The 15,700-nt window shown below is 63.6% G+C and carries 17 protein-coding genes; 14 read left to right on the top strand and 3 right to left on the bottom strand.

What is annotated here, in order from left to right; translation table 11 throughout:
• Window positions 1–10: 10 nt before the first annotated feature.
• The 11 genes from ctaD (at window position 11) to P7F60_RS01100 (ending at window position 8,895) form a co-directional block, all read left to right on the top strand.
• The gene (ctaD, locus tag P7F60_RS01150) at window positions 11–1,699 is read left to right on the top strand and encodes a cytochrome c oxidase subunit I (RefSeq protein ID WP_277915866.1); all 1,689 of its coding nucleotides are present in this window, start codon (window positions 11–13) and stop codon (window positions 1,697–1,699) included.
• 74 nt (window positions 1,700–1,773) lie between these two features.
• Window positions 1,774–2,730 carry a heme o synthase gene (locus tag P7F60_RS01145; protein ID WP_277915865.1) on the top strand — a complete coding sequence of 319 codons (957 nt, stop codon included), beginning with the start codon at window positions 1,774–1,776 and terminating at the stop codon, window positions 2,728–2,730.
• Window positions 2,727–2,870 (top strand): hypothetical protein, encoded by a 144-nt coding sequence (locus tag P7F60_RS01140; RefSeq protein ID WP_277915864.1) that lies wholly within the window; start codon window positions 2,727–2,729, stop codon window positions 2,868–2,870. The genes P7F60_RS01145 and P7F60_RS01140 overlap by 4 nt, the downstream gene beginning before the upstream one ends.
• A 4-nt stretch (window positions 2,871–2,874) precedes the next feature.
• The gene (locus P7F60_RS01135; RefSeq protein ID WP_277915863.1) at window positions 2,875–3,483 is read left to right on the top strand and encodes a cytochrome c oxidase assembly protein; all 609 of its coding nucleotides are present in this window, start codon (window positions 2,875–2,877) and stop codon (window positions 3,481–3,483) included.
• Window positions 3,484–3,595: 112 nt separating this feature from the next.
• Window positions 3,596–4,474 (top strand): cytochrome c oxidase subunit 3, encoded by an 879-nt coding sequence (locus P7F60_RS01130; protein ID WP_277915862.1) that lies wholly within the window; start codon window positions 3,596–3,598, stop codon window positions 4,472–4,474.
• Between the two features lie 173 nt (window positions 4,475–4,647).
• A complete protein-coding gene (locus tag P7F60_RS01125; RefSeq protein WP_277915861.1) occupies window positions 4,648–5,031 on the top strand; it encodes a DUF983 domain-containing protein in 384 nt (127 codons plus the stop codon).
• Window positions 5,024–5,770 (top strand): SURF1 family protein, encoded by a 747-nt coding sequence (locus P7F60_RS01120; protein ID WP_277915860.1) that lies wholly within the window; start codon window positions 5,024–5,026, stop codon window positions 5,768–5,770. Before P7F60_RS01125 ends, P7F60_RS01120 begins: the two co-directional genes overlap by 8 nt.
• A gap of 183 nt (window positions 5,771–5,953) precedes the next feature.
• Window positions 5,954–6,958, top strand: a complete 1,005-nt coding sequence (ispH, locus tag P7F60_RS01115) for a 4-hydroxy-3-methylbut-2-enyl diphosphate reductase (RefSeq protein ID WP_277915859.1) — start codon at window positions 5,954–5,956, stop codon at window positions 6,956–6,958.
• Between the two features lie 56 nt (window positions 6,959–7,014).
• The gene (locus P7F60_RS01110; RefSeq protein ID WP_277915858.1) at window positions 7,015–7,980 is read left to right on the top strand and encodes a homoserine kinase; all 966 of its coding nucleotides are present in this window, start codon (window positions 7,015–7,017) and stop codon (window positions 7,978–7,980) included.
• A complete protein-coding gene (gene rnhA / locus P7F60_RS01105) occupies window positions 7,980–8,417 on the top strand; it encodes a ribonuclease HI (protein ID WP_277915857.1) in 438 nt (145 codons plus the stop codon). The genes P7F60_RS01110 and rnhA overlap by 1 nt, the downstream gene beginning before the upstream one ends.
• A gap of 169 nt (window positions 8,418–8,586) precedes the next feature.
• Complete coding sequence (locus P7F60_RS01100; RefSeq protein WP_277915856.1) at window positions 8,587–8,895, top strand: Dabb family protein; 309 nt, start codon at window positions 8,587–8,589, stop codon at window positions 8,893–8,895.
• A gap of 81 nt (window positions 8,896–8,976) precedes the next feature.
• On the opposite strand, the gene P7F60_RS01095 is transcribed toward P7F60_RS01100, so the two are convergent.
• Together P7F60_RS01095 and P7F60_RS01090 are read right to left on the bottom strand one after the other, a co-directional pair.
• A complete protein-coding gene (locus tag P7F60_RS01095) occupies window positions 8,977–9,462 on the bottom strand; it encodes a peroxiredoxin (protein WP_277915855.1) in 486 nt (161 codons plus the stop codon).
• A gap of 104 nt (window positions 9,463–9,566) precedes the next feature.
• The gene (locus P7F60_RS01090) at window positions 9,567–10,406 is read right to left on the bottom strand and encodes a protein-disulfide reductase DsbD domain-containing protein (RefSeq protein ID WP_277915854.1); all 840 of its coding nucleotides are present in this window, start codon (window positions 10,404–10,406) and stop codon (window positions 9,567–9,569) included.
• Between the two features lie 158 nt (window positions 10,407–10,564).
• Here P7F60_RS01090 and P7F60_RS01085 point away from each other — a divergent pair, with 158 nt between their 5' ends.
• The 3 genes from P7F60_RS01085 to P7F60_RS01075 all read left to right on the top strand — a co-directional run bounded on the left by P7F60_RS01085 (window position 10,565) and on the right by P7F60_RS01075 (window position 12,736).
• Window positions 10,565–11,170, top strand: coding sequence for a YqgE/AlgH family protein (locus tag P7F60_RS01085; protein ID WP_277915853.1), 606 nt, complete (start codon window positions 10,565–10,567; stop codon window positions 11,168–11,170).
• Window positions 11,171–11,365: 195 nt separating this feature from the next.
• Window positions 11,366–11,557, top strand: a complete 192-nt coding sequence (locus P7F60_RS01080; RefSeq protein ID WP_277915852.1) for a CsbD family protein — start codon at window positions 11,366–11,368, stop codon at window positions 11,555–11,557.
• An 81-nt stretch (window positions 11,558–11,638) separates the two neighbouring features.
• A complete protein-coding gene (locus tag P7F60_RS01075; protein WP_277915851.1) occupies window positions 11,639–12,736 on the top strand; it encodes a putative zinc-binding metallopeptidase in 1,098 nt (365 codons plus the stop codon).
• Between the two features lie 50 nt (window positions 12,737–12,786).
• Here P7F60_RS01075 and P7F60_RS01070 read toward each other — a convergent pair whose 3' ends face one another.
• Entirely contained in the window at window positions 12,787–15,696 is a 2,910-nt protein-coding gene (locus P7F60_RS01070; protein WP_277915850.1) for a sensor domain-containing phosphodiesterase, read from the bottom strand.
• Between the last annotated feature and the right edge of the window lie 4 nt (window positions 15,697–15,700).

The following is a 15,700-nucleotide window of genomic DNA, read 5'->3' as shown; positions in this document are numbered from 1 at the left end:
GGAGAGGACAATGGCTGGACCATCCGCTCACGACACCCATGCGCACGGCGACGCGCATGACGACCATCACGACCACGCGCACAAGCCGTTGAGCTTTTTCACGCGCTGGTTCCTTTCGACCAACCACAAGGACATCGGCACGCTCTACCTGATCTTCGCGATCATCGCGGGCATCATCGGCGGCGCGCTGTCTATCGCCATGCGCGCCGAGCTGCAGGAGCCGGGCATCCAGATCTTCCACGGTCTGGCCTCCATGGTCTACGGCTTCGAAGGCGACGCCGCCATCGACGGCGGCAAGCACATGTTCAACGTGTTCACGACCGCACACGCGCTGATCATGATCTTCTTCATGGTCATGCCGGCGCTGATCGGCGGCTTTGCAAACTGGATGGTGCCGATCATGATCGGCGCGCCGGACATGGCCTTCCCGCGCATGAACAACATCTCCTTCTGGCTGATCGTTCCGGCCTTCCTGCTGCTGCTGCTGTCCATGTTCGTGGAAGGCCCGGCAGGCGCCTATGGCGTCGGCGGCGGCTGGACGCTCTATCCGCCGTTCTCGACCACGGGCATGCCCGGGCCGGCGGTGGACCTGGCGATCTTCGCCATCCACATCTCCGGCGCTTCGTCGATCCTCGGCGCCATCAACTTCATCACCACGATCCTGAACATGCGCGCGCCGGGCATGACCCTGCACAAGATGCCGCTGTTTGCCTGGTCCGTGCTGATCACCGCCTTCCTGCTGCTGCTGTCGCTGCCGGTTCTGGCGGGCGGCATCACCATGCTGCTCACCGACCGCAACTTCGGCACGGCCTTCTTCTCGCCGGAAGGCGGCGGCGACCCGATCCTGTTCCAGCACCTGTTCTGGTTCTTCGGTCACCCGGAAGTCTACATCCTGATCCTGCCCGGCTTCGGCATCATCAGCCACATCATCGCCACCTTCTCGCGCAAGCCGATCTTCGGTTACCTCGGCATGGCCTATGCCATGGTCGCCATCGGCGCCGTCGGCTTCATCGTCTGGGCGCACCACATGTATACGGTCGGCATGTCCTTGGACACGCAGCGTTACTTCGTGTTCGCGACCATGGTCATCGCCGTTCCGACGGGCGTGAAGATCTTCTCGTGGATCGCGACGATGTGGGGCGGCTCGATCTCGTTCCGCACGCCGATGATCTGGGCGATCGGCTTCATCTTCCTGTTCACCGTCGGCGGCGTCACGGGCGTCCAGCTCGCCAATGCCGGCCTCGACCGCTCGCTGCATGACACCTATTACGTCGTGGCCCACTTCCACTACGTTCTGTCGCTCGGCGCCGTCTTCGCCATCTTCGCGGCCTGGTACTACTGGTTCCCGAAGATGACCGGCTACATGTATTCCGAAAAGCTGGGCAACCTGCATTTCTGGGTCATGTTCGTCGGCGTCAACCTGGTGTTCTTCCCGCAGCACTTCCTCGGCCTTGCCGGCATGCCGCGTCGCTATATCGACTATCCGGATGCTTTTGCCGGCTGGAACTATGTCTCGTCGGTCGGCTCTTACATTTCCGGTATCGGCGTGCTGATCTTCCTGTTCGCTGTCTTCGAAGCTTTCTCCAAGAAGCGCGTCGCTGGCAACAATCCGTGGGGCGAAGGCGCCACCACGCTGGAATGGCAGCTTTCTTCGCCGCCGCCCTTCCACCAGTGGGAACAATTGCCGCGCATCAAGTAAGATCGCGAAAGGCATTCGAGACCAGGCGCCGCGACTTCGCGCGCGGCGCCCCTGATATGAGTAGGACGGGTTCCATGACGGTTATCGACAATCACGAGGCACTGGGCGCGGACGGCGGGGTTCGCCTGTCGGAGGCCAATGCGCGCGATTTCTTCGAACTTCTCAAGCCGCGCGTCATGTCGCTCGTCGTCTTCACGGCCTTTGCCGGCCTTATCCTGGCGCCCGGCTCCATCCATCCGGTGCTCGGTTTCATCGCCATTCTCTGCATCGCCGTCGGCGCAGGTGCGTCCGGCGCGCTCAACATGTGGTACGACGCCGATATCGACGCGGTCATGTCGCGCACGGCCAAGCGTCCGATCCCGGACGGCCGCGTGACGCCCGGTGAGGCGCTCGCCTTCGGCCTGATGCTGTCCTTCTTTTCCGTCGCCATCCTCGGCCTGGTGATCAACTGGTTTGCCGCCGGGCTTCTGGCCTTCACCATCTTCTTCTATGCCGTCATCTACACGATGTGGCTGAAGCGCTGGACGCCGCAGAACATCGTCATCGGCGGCGCTGCCGGCTCCTTTCCGCCGATGATCGGCTGGGCCTGCGTCACCGGCGGCGTGTCGATGGAAAGCATCGTTCTCTTCCTGATCATCTTCCTGTGGACGCCGGCGCATTTCTGGGCGCTCGCCCTGTTCAAGATGCGCGATTACGGCGCCGTCGGCGTGCCGATGATGCCGAACGTCGCCGGCGAGGCCTCCACCAAGCGGCAGATCGTCGCTTATACGCTGCTGACCGCCGTCATCGCCGTCGTGCCCGCCGCCGCCGGCTGGGCCGGTCCGGCCTATGGCGTCTTCGCCGCCGTTCTCGGCGCCGTCTTCCTCATCTGTTCCATCGCCGTCTGGCGGATGCCGGACGGCGATGAGAAGATGGTGCCGGCCAAGAAGATGTTCGCCTATTCCATCCTCTATCTCTTCGCGATCTTCATGGCATTGATGTTCGATACCATCGTTCCGCGGATCATCGTCCTTCTCGCAGGTGCGGCATGAACGACCGGATTATCCTGACCGAAGCGCAGAGAAAATCGCGCCGCGGCCGCAACATCGCCCTTGGCTTCGCGCTCGCCGGCCTCGTCGTCCTGTTCTATGTCGTGACGCTGATCAAGTTCGGCGCCGGAATGCAGGGGTGAACCGATGACCGAGAACCGCCAATCTCCCGCTCCGCGCTCACGCAACGACGCCGTCGTCGTCGGCGTTTGCCTGGCCTTCGTCGGCGGCATGATCGGCATGAGTTATGCCGCCGTGCCGCTCTACGACATGTTCTGCCGCGTGACCGGCTATAACGGCACGACGCAGCGCGTCGAGCAGGTGTCGACCACCATCCTCGACCGCAAGATGACGGTGACCTTCGACGCCAACGTCGCGCCCGGCCTGCCGTGGGAATTCAAGCCGCTGCAGCGCGAGGTCACCCTGCGCATCGGCGAGACGGCGCAGGTGGAATTCGAGGCGAAGAACACCTCGGACGTGCCGACGACGGGCCAGGCGATCTTCAACGTCACGCCGATGGTTGCCGGCGCCTATTTCAACAAGGTCCAGTGCTTCTGCTTCAACGAAACCGAGCTGAAGCCCGGCGAAACGCTGAAGATGCCGGTGGTGTTCTACATCGATCCCGACATCGTCAACACGCCGGAGACCAACAATATCGGGACGCTGACCTTGTCCTATACCTTCTATCCGCGGGAGAACGCCAAGCCGGTGGCCTTGCGTTCGGGGACGGATGGAGCGGAAACGAATAAATTGTGAGAGGCAAGTTCCCGGTTCGCCGGGAGCGTTATGAGCCTGTCGACGGTGGGAACCGGTCTTCGCGACCACGACAGGCTCGCAACAGAGAGAAAGACTTTCGGGGATTGCTGATATGGCCGATGCGCACCAGAAGAACCACGATTATCACATCATCGACCCAAGCCCGTGGCCGTTCCTGGCGTCCGTAGGGGCCTTCGTCATCACCTTCGGCGGCGTGGCCTACATGCGCTACCTGAACGGCGGCTCCTTCAAGCTGTTCGGTCTGGAACTGGCCACCCCGTGGCTGTTCTTCATCGGCCTGGCGCTGGTGCTGTACACCATGTACGGCTGGTGGGCGGATACGGTGAAGGAAGCCCATGAGGGCCACCACACCCGCGTCGTGTCGTTGCATCTGCGCTACGGCATGATCATGTTCATCGCTTCGGAAGTGATGTTCTTCGTCGCCTGGTTCTGGGCCTTCTTCGACGCCAGCCTGTTCCCGCATGAGGTCATCCAGGCCTCGCGCCTGGAATTCACCGGTGGCCAGTGGCCGCCTAAGGGCATCGAGGTTCTCGACCCCTGGCACCTGCCGCTCTACAACACCGTCATCCTGCTGCTGTCGGGCACGACGGTCACCTGGGCGCACCATGCGCTGCTGCACAACGATCGCAAGGGCCTGGTTTACGGCCTGGCGCTGACCGTTGCGCTCGGCGTGCTGTTCTCCTTCGTGCAGGGCTACGAATATGCCCACGCTCCCTTCGCCTTCAAGGCGTCGATCTATGGCGCGACCTTCTTCATGGCGACCGGTTTCCACGGCTTCCACGTTCTGGTCGGCACCATCTTCCTGCTGGTCTGCCTGCTGCGCGCCATGAAGGGCGATTTCACCCCCAAGCAGCATTTTGGCTTCGAAGCCGCCGCCTGGTACTGGCACTTCGTCGACGTCGTCTGGCTGTTCCTGTTCTTCGCCATCTACATCTGGGGTGGCTGGGGCGCGCCGATCGCCCACGGCTGATCGGCCGACAGGCAGGACTGGATTTCGGCCCGCGTTTCGCGGGCCGTTTTCGTTTCGGGCATTTTCGTTTCAGGCAGGGACAAAAGCGCGCAAGCCGCGATAGCCGGTGAGCCCGCGTTGGACGGCGGCAGAAAATGCCGTTACCAAGGACAGACAGACAAAGAGGCCAAGCGATGAGCAACGACAACGCCCACTATCCCCCCGTCGATCCGATCAAGGTCGGGCTGGCGGGCCATTGCCCGCGCTGCGGCCAGGGCAAGCTGTTCGACGGGCTCGTGAAGATCAAGCCGCGCTGCGCCAATTGCGGGCTGGATTATGCCTTTGCCGATTCCGGCGACGGCCCGGCCGTATTCGTCATCCTGATCATCGGCTTCCTCGTCGTCGGCCTGGCGCTCTGGGCGGAGGTGAATTACCACTGGCCGGTCTGGCTGCATATCCTGCTCTGGGGGCCGCTGACGATCATTCTGTCGCTGGCCCTGTTGCGCGGCTTGAAGGGCGTGCTGATCGCGCTGCAATATCGCAACAGCGCCTCCGAAGGAAAAATCGACCGTGAATGAGGCCGCCCTGCCGCGCAGCCGCGGCCGCCGCATTTTTGCAGGCGTCGCCTTTCTCGTTGCGCTCGCCATTCTGCTGTCGCTCGGCACCTGGCAGGCGCGGCGCCTCGTCTGGAAGGAAGCGCTGATCGCCGAGATCGAGGCGCGCCGCCATGCCGCCCCGACGCCGCTCGGCGAGATCGAGGCAATGGCGCTTCAAGGCGGCGACGTCGATTACCGCACGACCACGGCGACCGGCCTTTTCCAGCATGACAAGGAGCGGCATTTCTTCGCCACCCATGACGGACAGTCAGGCTTTTACGTCTATACGCCGCTGCAACTGGATGACGGTCGTTTCCTGTTCGTCAACCGTGGTTTCGTGCCCTATGAGCGCAAGGAGCCGGGAACGCGGCTGGCCGGCCAGATCGCGGCCGGCCCGGTGACCGTCAACGGCCTCGCCCGCGCCAAGCTTCCCGAAAAGCCTTCTTCGCTTGTGCCGGACAACGATCCGGCGAAAAACATCTTCTACTGGAAGGATCTGGACGCCATGGCCGCGACCGTCGACCTTCCGGCGGACAAGGTGCTGCCCTTCTTCGTCGATGCCGATGCGACGCCCAATCCGGGCGGCCTGCCGATCGGCGCGGTGACGCAGGTCGACCTGCCCAACAATCACCTGCAATACGCCGTCACCTGGTACGGGCTGGCGGCGGCGCTGACGGCGGTGGCGGGCACGATGTGGTGGCGCAACCGGCGTGGCGGCTGAAGGGGAGGGGCAAGCGCTTTTTGCCGCTTTGCCGTTTCATCGTCGGCATTTTGTGTTACATCGCCATCGAACGACATCATGCGATACATGAACGCGATGTCGAACAGGATGAACAGCGCGCGTCAAGGGATTCGAAAGACTCATCCTTTTCCCGCCGCGCTAGAAGAGTGAGGCAGGACAGGCATGGATATCGCCGTTTCCAAACCGCCCTTGACGATCCGGCTCTGCGGGCCGCGCGGCTTCTGTGCCGGCGTGGACCGTGCCATCCAGATCGTGGTTCTCGCGCTGAAATCCTATGGCGCGCCGGTTTATGTCCGTCACGAGATCGTCCACAACCGCTATGTCGTCGAGGGGCTGGAGGCCAAGGGCGCGGTCTTCGTCGAGGAACTCGACGAGATCCCGCCGGAGCATCGCCAGCAGCCGGTGGTGTTTTCCGCCCATGGCGTGCCGAAATCCGTGCCGGAGGATGCGGTCGCCCGCAACCTGTTCTATCTCGACGCCACCTGCCCGCTGGTTTCGAAAGTGCACAAGCAGGCGATGCGCCACCAGCGCCTCGGCCGCCATGTCATCCTCATCGGCCATGCCGGCCATCCCGAGGTGATCGGCACCATGGGCCAATTGCCGGAGGGGTCTGTGTCGCTGATCGAGACGGTCGAGGATGTCGATGCCTATGTGCCCGCCGATCCCGACAATCTCGGCTATGTGACGCAGACGACGCTGTCGGTGGACGATACCGCCGGCGTCATCGCGCGGCTGATGCAGCGCTTCCCCAACCTGACGGCCCCGGCGGCGGATTCGATCTGTTACGCAACCACCAACCGCCAGGATGCGGTAAAGGCTGCGGCCCCCGGCTGCGACCTGTTCATCGTCGTCGGAGCGCCGAATTCTTCCAATTCCAAGCGGCTGGTCGAGGTGGCGCTCCGTGCAGGGGCCACGCGCTCCATGCTGGTGCAGCGCGCCTCGGAAATTGACTGGGATACCATCGGCCCGATCTCGACGCTCGGCATGTCCGCCGGCGCGTCCGCCCCGGAAGTGATCGTCAACGAGATCATCGCCGCGTTCCGCGAGCGTTTCGACGCCCGCGTCGAACTGGCGGAGACGGTGGAAGAAAACGAGCATTTCCTGGTCAACCGTGAATTGCGCAGCATTCCGCTTGAACACGAGGATATGGCCTTCGTCAACGGCTGAAGGCCGGTCCCGCGCGAAGGTTTTCACCTAAAAATTCCATCCGAAAGACCACGATCTTGGCAGTCTATACCGATATCACCGAAGACGATCTGAAGGCGTTTCTGGCGCAATACGAGGCAGGCGAATTGCTCTCCTATAAGGGCATCGCCGAGGGGGTGGAGAATTCCAACTTCCTGCTGCATACCAGCCGTTTTCCGCTGATCCTGACGCTTTACGAAAAGCGGGTGGAGAAATCGGATCTGCCGTTCTTCCTCGGCCTGATGCAGCATCTGGCCGATCGCGGCCTGTCCTGCCCGCTGCCTCTGCCGCGCCGGGACGGCGAGTTGCTCGGCGAACTTTCCGGCCGGCCTGCGGCGCTGATCTCCTTCCTCGAAGGCATGTGGCTGCGCAAGCCCGATGCCCGCCATTGCCGCGATGTCGGCGAGGCGCTGGCGAAGATGCACGTCGCCGGTGCGGATTTTCCGCTCAAGCGCCCGAATGCCTTGTCGATCGACGGCTGGCGGGTGCTGTGGGACAAGTCGGAAGCGCGCGCCGACGAGGTCGAGCCCGGCCTGCAGGCCGAAATTCGCGGCGAGATGGATTTTCTGGCGGCGAACTGGCCGTCCGATCTGCCCGCCGGCGTCATCCACGCTGATCTTTTCCCCGACAACGTCTTTTTCCTGAACGACCGTCTATCGGGCCTGATCGATTTCTATTTCGCCTGCAACGACCTGCTCGCCTATGACGTCTCGATCTGCCTGAATGCCTGGTGCTTCGAAAAGGACGGTTCCTACAACATGACCAAGGGCATGGCGCTGCTGGAAGGCTATGAAAGCGTCCGCCCGCTCAGCGACGCGGAAGCTGCCGTCCTGCCGATCCTGGCGCGCGGCTCGGCGCTGCGTTTCTTCCTGACCCGCCTCTACGACTGGCTGATGACGCCGGCCGGCGCTCTGGTCGTCAAGAAAGATCCGCTGGAATATCTCCGCAAGCTGCGATTCCATGCGGCCATCGCCTCGGTCAGCGAATACGGCCTGACGCGATAATGAAGAAGATCGAGATTTTTACCGACGGCGCCTGCTCGGGCAATCCCGGGCCGGGCGGCTGGGGCGCGGTGCTGCGCTATGGCGATGTCGAAAAGGACATGTTCGGCGGTGAGGCCGGCACCACCAACAATCGCATGGAACTCATGGCGGCGATCTCCGCCCTCAACGCCCTCAAGGCAGCCTGCGACATCGACCTCTATACCGACAGCAAATACGTCATGGACGGCATTTCCAAGTGGATTCACGGCTGGAAACGCAACGGCTGGCGCACCGCGGACAAGAAGCCGGTGAAGAATGGCGAACTCTGGCAGGCGCTCGACGAGGCCACACAGCGGCACACCGTCCGCTGGCACTGGGTCAAGGGCCATGCCGGCCACCCGGAAAACGAACGCGCCGACGAACTCGCTCGCAAGGGCATGGAGCCGTTCAAGCGGTGAGCGCCGCTTGCTGTGCGCCCGAATCCTTCTGGAGCGCTGTTCGATCTGATTGAATCAGATCGGCACTCTAAGCTCTTTTGTTTGAAGCATAATCTTGTCGATCCTCGTTTCACTCCGGCCGGATTATGCTCTAAGGTCGGCGGATAAAACACCGAGAGGGAGAGGGTGAATGATCCTGCATTGTGTATTCCTGCGCTTCAAGGCCGCGTTACAGGCGGCGGACAAGCAGGAGATTTTCGAGGCCGTGGCGGTGCTGAAGGCGGTGATTCCGGGGATGGTCGACGTCAAGTTCGGGCCGAATGTCTCGCCAGAGGGGCTGAACGGCGGCTTCGTCGACGGTTTCGTGGTGACCTTCGAGGATGCGGCGGCCCGCGACGCCTATCTGGTGCATCCCGAGCATGTCGCCGTCGGCGACCGCATCGTCGCAGCGCTGGATGGCGGCCTGTCGGGCCTGCTGGTCTTCGACATGATCGTCTGATGAAAAAGCCGCCCGGAGAAAGCTCGCGGGCGGCTTGAATGTTTTGGGGCAAAGCCCCGTTGCGACTCGTGAAACCGATCCTCAGAGCTGCTGCAGCATGGCGTCTGCGGCGGAGACGGTCGCCTGTCCAGGGCTTTCCTCGACGTTCAGCGACTTGACCACGCCGTCCTCGACCAGCATCGAATAGCGCTTCGAGCGCACGCCCAGGCCGCCGCCCGAGAGATCGACGTCGAGGCCAAGCGCTTTGGTGAAGGCGCCGTCCCAATCGGCGAGGAAATGGATCTTGCCGAGCCCGCCGGACGATTGCGCCCAGGCGCCCATCACATGCCAATCGTTGACGGCGACGACGGCGATGTCGTCCACGCCCTTGGCGAGGATGGCGTCGCGATTGTCGAGATAGCCGGGCAGGTGGTTGAGCGAGCAGGTCGGGGTGAAGGCGCCGGGCACGGCGAACAGCACGACGCGCTTGCCGGCAAACAGCTGGTCGGTGGTGATCTCCACCGGACCGTCCGCGGTCTTTTCCTTGAATGTGGCCTGGGGCAGGCGGCTGCCGATAGCAATGGTCATGATCGGTCTCCTCGTGGTGAAAATGCGGCCCGGCCATAAGGCCGGCGCTCAACTATCGGGATTTCCTTGGCTTTTATCCCTTCGCCGGGAACTATATCCGCAGGTCACCGAAAGGCAAGGACGGTTTCCATCGCCCGTGCGCCGCTTTTCACCAGGATGCGCCATTGTTTGCCCCTCGGCGCGTAGTTGCGCGGCAGTTGCGGCAGCACGATCTCGGTCGAAAGCCCGCCTTCGACGGGTCTCGCCTTGTCCTGGCGGGTAAAGACATAACCGGCCGGGCCGGTGACGATGATGTCGGCATCATGCGCGCCGCCCGGCAGCTTGAGCTGCACCTGCAGGCGGCCCAGATCCGGCGTCAGCGCGAAGGCGGCAACGGAAAAATCCGCGCCCGGCTGTTCAGGAAGCCGCGCGGCGGCGGCGTTGAGGATCGCGATCTCCTCGGCATGGCTGCCGCCCTTGCCGGTCACCGGCAGCGAAAACGTCGCCTGGAAGGGGATGCAGATGTTCTTGCAGACGCCGATGAAGGCCTGCGCGTCGATCTGCGCCGCCTTGCCGTGCTCGGCCACCGCAAAGGAGAGCGGCAGGGTCACCGGACCGTCATAGCCGAAATCATTGGCCGGGCCGGCGGTGAGGTGCTTGGGCACGGGATAGGCGATCGCCTTCAGCGAGACGTTGCCGCCGGGCAGGGCCGCGACCTGGGGCGGGATACCGCTTTCGCCGGGCTCGCGCCAATAGGTGATCCAGCCGGGTTTCGGCTCGATCTGCAGGCCGGCGCGGATATGGCCGGAGGCATCCGGCGGCAGCGCCACGATGCGCATTCGCCCGCCCTCGCTTTCCGCCCACCTGCTCATCGCGGCCGCTGCGGGCGAGGGTGGGATGAAGGACAGGGTGAGGCCGGCTGCGGCGCCTGCGGCAAGGAGGGCATGCGAAAAAATTCTCTTCATGGCATCGTGGTTTAGCCGAGCATGATGCAAACATGAAGGCGGTCGACGTTGATTTTCGGTTGATTGCGCCGCATCATTGCCCCATCTTCTTGATGAGACGCAAATCAGGCGCGGCCGGCCAATGGCCCAAGCGTCCGGTGCAACGGATCGGAGGGCCTATGAAGCTGTCGGCATTGACGGACAAGCGCGAACGCGGGTTTCTGGATGGGCACTTTCTGATCGCCATGCCCGGCATGTTCGACAGCAATTTCGCCCGCTCGGTCGTCTATGTCTGCGCCCATTCCTCGGCAGGCGCCATGGGTTTCGTCATCAACCAGCCGCAATCGATCACTTTCACCGACGTGCTGCTGCACCTGCAGCTCATCCGCAAGAACGACGCCATCCTGCTGCCGGACGAGACGCGGCACTTCCCGATCCGCTCCGGCGGGCCGGTAGAGACGGGGCGCGGCTTCGTGCTGCATTCCGACGACTATGCCAGCGACAGCAGCATACCGATCAGTGATGACATCTCGTTGACGGCGACGCTGGACGTGGTCCGGGCGATTTCCAATGGCCGCGGTCCGCGCCGCGCGACGATGATGCTGGGTTACGCCGGCTGGGGCGCCGGCCAGCTGGAGCGCGAGATCGCCACCAATGGCTGGCTGAACTGCCCGGCCAGCGAAGAACTGATCTTCGATAACAATCTCGACGACAAGTATGAGCGCGCGCTTGCCCTGATGGGGGTCACCCCCGCCATGCTGTCGCGCGATGCCGGCCACGCCTGACCGGCGATTCTACCGGTGCGCGTAGTGGACGACGGGGGCGAGTGGCCGGGCCGAAACCGCGCGCCGATCGTCCGGCCGTGGACGGCTAACGAATTTCTGCGCCGCCGGGGAACGAAAACGAAGCTCCTGCCGTTTATCAGGTGCAAGCACGAATTCAGCATTCGTAGCGCTCATGGTAGCCTAAGGAGATTTTTGATGGGTAGCACCACCGATAAGGTTCAGGGATACGCCAACCAGGCCGCCGGCAAGGTCAAGAAGGCCGTCGGCGACGCCGTCGATAGCCCGAAGATGGAAGCGGAAGGCCATGTCCAGGAAGCCAAGGGTCGCGCCCAGGTTGCGACCGGCAAGGTCAAGGATGCGGTGAAGGACGGGATCGACCGTCTCTGATCCGCTGGCGGACAACCGAATTCGAAAGCCTGCCCGGCCTGCCGCGGCAGGCTTTTCGACGAACAGGGGGCGCGTAGGCGCATGAGGCTCTATACCTGCGACCATTGCGGACTGACGGCGCATTTCGACAATAGAAGCTGCGTCAATTGCGGCCATCGGCTCGGCTTCGTGCCGGAGACGATGGCGATCCATGCCTTCGAGGAAGAGGGTGACGCCTGGCGGGTGATCGCACGGCCGGAGCAGCGCGTGCGCTTCTGCGCCAATGCCGATCTCGACATCTGCAACTGGACCGTCCCGGCCGAGTCCGGTGCCGTCTATTGCGAGGCCTGCCGCCACAACCGGCTGGTGCCCAACATCGAAACCCCCGAGGGTATCGAGCGCTGGCGGCGCATCGGCCAGGCGCAGCGCCATCTGTTCTATTCCTTCCTGCGGCTGAAGCTGCCGCGCCCGGATCGCATCGAAGATCCGAAGGGCGGCCTGGTCTTCGATTTCCTGGAGGACACCGTCAACCCGGACGGCAGCGTCACTCCGGCGATGACCGGCCACGACGAAGGCCTGATCGCCATCCGCGTCGCCGAGGCCGACGACGTCACCCGCGAGGCGGCGCGCACCGAGATGAACGAGTACTATCGCACGCTGCTCGGCCATTTCCGCCACGAGTCCGGGCATTTCATCTGGAACAGGCTGGTGCGAGACCGCAACCGCTTCGAACCCTTCCGCGCCGTCTTCGGCGATGAGCGCGAGGACTACGCCGCCGCCCTGCAGCGCCATTACGACAGCGGCGCCCGGGCGGATTGGCAGAGCGATTTCATCAGCGCCTATGCCAGCGTCCACCCCTGGGAGGACTTTGCCGAATGCTTCGCTCATTACCTGCATATCGTCGACACGCTGGAAACCGCGCGTGCCTATGGGCTGGCGATCGACCCCAAGGGGCATGACGAGATGGCGACCGAAGTCACATTCAACCCTTATGCCGCCCGAAGCGCCCAGCAGCTCGTCGACGCCTGGGTGCCGCTGTCGGTGGCGCTGAACAGCATCCACCGCAGCATGGGTCAGCCGGATCTTTACCCTTTCGTGCTGTCGCCGGCGGTGGTCGGCAAGCTCGAATTCATCCACAAGCTGATTTATGACGCGAAAAGCTTCGATCCGCCGGCTTCGGAAAAGAAGGCTTCAGAATAGCGCGGAGAAGGGGAGGAACCGCACCCGCACGGCTTGGATTCGCTCGGGTTTTACGCCCGCTTGGTCAGCGGAAACCGCTCCTTCAGCAGGCGCAACACGGAATCCGCGCCGATGGGCGGGCCGAAGAAATAGCTTTGGCCGAAATGGCAGCCGAGCTTGCCAAGTTCGGCGGCGTCCTCTTCCGACTCGATACCCTCGGCGACCACCTGCATGTCGAGTTCGCTGGCCATGGAGATGATCGAGCGCAACAGGATCGGCCGCTTCGGCGTGGTGTCACGCACCAGCGCCTTGTCGATCTTGATCGTGTCGAAGGGGAAACGGGTGAGGTAACCCAGCGACGAATAGCCTGTGCCGAAATCGTCCAGCGCCAGGCCCAGGCCGGTTTCCTTGAGCTTGTCGAGCACCAGCCGCGCCTGTTCCGGGTTTTCCATGACCATGGATTCGGTCAGTTCCAGCTTGATGCGCTCCGGCGGGCAATGGGTTTTCGCGAGAATGGCCCGGACGTCCGAATAAAGCTCGTTGTTGAGCAGCTGCGCGCTGGACAGGTTGACCGAGATGAAGATCGGCACGTCGCCGGCAAATTGCTGCCAATGAACGAAATCCGAGGTCGCCCTTTCGAGCGCGAAAACGCCGAGCGGGGCGATGAGATCGGAGGATTCGGCGACCGGGATGAATTCCATCGGCGGCACGACGCCGCGCTTGGGATGATCCCAGCGCATCAACGCCTCGAAGCCGACGATTTCCGCATCGGTGAGCCGCACGATCGGTTGGTAGACCAGCGACAGTTCTTTGCGCTCGATGGCGCGGCGCAGGTCGGATTCGAGCTGCAGCCGGTCGGCGCCAAAGCTGCGGAAGGCCGGCTGGAAGGGCTCGACGCGGTTGCCGCCGGCGCGCTTGGCCCGGTACATCGCCAGTTCCGCGTCGTTGAGCAGGCCGGCGGCACTTTCCTGCTGGTCGACCCAGGAGGCAAGGCCGATGGACGCGGTGAGGATGATCTCGCGATTGGCAAAATTCAGCGGCACCATGATCGCCTTGGACAGCGCATCGGCGAAATCCGCCACCTTGGCCGGATCGCGCTCGGAGACGAGGATCAGGCCGAACTGGTCGCCGGAAAGCCGCGCCAGGGTGTCCTGTGGCTTCAGCAGGCGCCGCAGCCGGCGGGTCAGGGCGATGAGGATATTGTCGCCGGCGGCGATGCCGAGCGTGTCGTTGATCTGCTTGTAGCGGTCGATGTCGATGGCCATCACCGTCGGGCGCACGCTCTCGCCGGTGGAGGCGAGCGCCAGCACGCTTTCGAGGCGGTCCAGGAAGACCTGGCGGTTGGGCAGGCCGGTCAAATTGTCATGCATGGCGTCGTGCAGCAGCCGCTCGACGGAATTCTTCTGCTCGGTGACATCGACGACGGTGCCGACGCAGCGGATGATTTCGCCGTTGGAGCCGAGCACCGGCCGGGCGCGGATCGCCAGCCAGTGGAAATGGCCGTCCTCGGCGCGGATGCGGAATTCATGGTTCAGCCGGCCGCGACGATGTTCCAGCAGCACGTCGAGCGTGGCGCGAAACCGGTCGCGGTCGTCGGGATGCAGGCGCGGCAGCCAGTTGCGCGCCGGCCCGTGCATCGAGCCGGGGGGAAGGCCGAGCTTCATCGAAATGTCGGGAATGGTGACGACGCGGTCGCGCGCCACGTCCCAGTCCCAGACGGTGTCGCCGGAGCCGGTCAGCGCCAGGGCCTGCCGCTCCAGATCGGAAAACAGCCCCTGCTGATAGGCGCCGCCGGCAAAGGCATGCTGCATGACGGTAAAGCCGATCAGCAGCACGATTAGCACCAGCCCGCCGCCGAGCGCTGGCTGGATGATGTCGTTGGACAATTGCCCCGTCACCGTCAGCCAGGCGCCGAACAGCCAGACGAGGATCAGCGCCCAGGCGGGCACCAGCAGGATGGCGCGGTCGTAGCGGTTGAAGCCGAGATAGATGATCAGCACGATGCCGACGCTGGCGGTCAGCGCGAAGGAGAGCCGGGCGATGCCCGACGCAATGGAGGGATCGTAGATGGCGACCCCGAACAGGGCGGCGAGCCCGAGGATCCAGGCGAAGGTGACATAGCCGAGATGGGTGTGCCAGCGGGCGAGGTTCAGATAGGTGAACAGGAAGATCACCAGACTGGAGGCGAGCGCCACTTCGGCGCAGGCGCGCCATATTCGCTGGTCGGAGGAGGTGATGCTGATCAGCTTTTCGAGGAAGCCGAAATCGACGCAGATATAGGCGAGCACCGCCCAGGCGAGCGCTGCCGTGGCCGGCAGCATCGAGGTGCCCTTGACCACGAACAGGATGGTGAGGAACAGCGCCAGCAGGCCGGCAATGCCGAGCACGATGCCGCGATAGAGCGTGAAGGCGTTGACCGTATCCTTGTAGGCGTCCGGTTCCCAGAGATAGATCTGCGGCAGGTCCGGCGTCGACAGTTCGGCTACGAAGGTGATGACCGAGCCGGGGTTGAGGGTGATGCGGAACACGTCGGCCTCCGCGCTGGGCTGCCGGTCGAGCGCGAAGCCTTCGCTCGGCGTGATCGAGGCGATGCGTTGCGAGCCGAGATCCGGCCAGAACAGTTTCGAGCCGACGAGGCGGAAATGCGGCGCGACGATGACGCGTTCGAGCTGTTCCTCGGAGACATTGGCGAGCGCGAAGACGGCCCAGTCGCCCTGGTGGTTCTGCGAGCTGGCGCGCACCTCGATGCGGCGGCGGATGCCGTCGGCGCCGGCGGCGGTGGAAACCTGGAAGGCCTCGCCCTGGTTGGTGTAGATCTCGGTGGTGCTGGTCAGATCGAGCGCGGTGTCGTCGCGGGAAATCTTGATCGGCTCCGCTGCTGTCGCGGATTGGCACAGCATGACCGCGCCAAGCAGAAGAGCGGCGACAAAAGCGAGAAATCTGCCCGGCAGGGCGAGGAATATGCTTCGGCTTGAATTCATAGGG

The sequence above is a fragment of the Rhizobium sp. YJ-22 genome (assembly GCF_029601685.1).
Taxonomy (GTDB): Bacteria; Pseudomonadota; Alphaproteobacteria; order Rhizobiales; family Rhizobiaceae; genus Metarhizobium.
The sequence above is the reverse complement of the archived record's forward strand: the minus strand, read 5'-3'. Positions and strand labels throughout refer to the sequence as shown.

Excerpts from the sequence above, each read along its gene's own strand:
- ctaD (WP_277915866.1), top strand. The coding sequence starts at position 11 with ATGGCTGGACCATCCGCTCACGACACCCATGCGCACGGCGACGCGCAT.
- P7F60_RS01145 (WP_277915865.1), top strand. The coding sequence starts at position 1,774 with ATGACGGTTATCGACAATCACGAGGCACTGGGCGCGGACGGCGGGGTT.
- P7F60_RS01140 (WP_277915864.1), top strand. The coding sequence starts at position 2,727 with ATGAACGACCGGATTATCCTGACCGAAGCGCAGAGAAAATCGCGCCGC.
- P7F60_RS01135 (WP_277915863.1), top strand. The coding sequence starts at position 2,875 with ATGACCGAGAACCGCCAATCTCCCGCTCCGCGCTCACGCAACGACGCC.
- P7F60_RS01130 (WP_277915862.1), top strand. The coding sequence starts at position 3,596 with ATGGCCGATGCGCACCAGAAGAACCACGATTATCACATCATCGACCCA.
- P7F60_RS01125 (WP_277915861.1), top strand. The coding sequence starts at position 4,648 with ATGAGCAACGACAACGCCCACTATCCCCCCGTCGATCCGATCAAGGTC.
- ispH (WP_277915859.1), top strand. The coding sequence starts at position 5,954 with ATGGATATCGCCGTTTCCAAACCGCCCTTGACGATCCGGCTCTGCGGG.
- rnhA (WP_277915857.1), top strand. The coding sequence starts at position 7,980 with ATGAAGAAGATCGAGATTTTTACCGACGGCGCCTGCTCGGGCAATCCC.
- P7F60_RS01100 (WP_277915856.1), top strand. The coding sequence starts at position 8,587 with ATGATCCTGCATTGTGTATTCCTGCGCTTCAAGGCCGCGTTACAGGCG.
- P7F60_RS01095 (WP_277915855.1), bottom strand. The coding sequence starts at position 9,462 with ATGACCATTGCTATCGGCAGCCGCCTGCCCCAGGCCACATTCAAGGAA.
- P7F60_RS01090 (WP_277915854.1), bottom strand. The coding sequence starts at position 10,406 with ATGAAGAGAATTTTTTCGCATGCCCTCCTTGCCGCAGGCGCCGCAGCC.
- P7F60_RS01085 (WP_277915853.1), top strand. The coding sequence starts at position 10,565 with ATGAAGCTGTCGGCATTGACGGACAAGCGCGAACGCGGGTTTCTGGAT.
- P7F60_RS01080 (WP_277915852.1), top strand. The coding sequence starts at position 11,366 with ATGGGTAGCACCACCGATAAGGTTCAGGGATACGCCAACCAGGCCGCC.
- P7F60_RS01075 (WP_277915851.1), top strand. The coding sequence starts at position 11,639 with ATGAGGCTCTATACCTGCGACCATTGCGGACTGACGGCGCATTTCGAC.
- P7F60_RS01070 (WP_277915850.1), bottom strand. The coding sequence starts at position 15,696 with ATGAATTCAAGCCGAAGCATATTCCTCGCCCTGCCGGGCAGATTTCTC.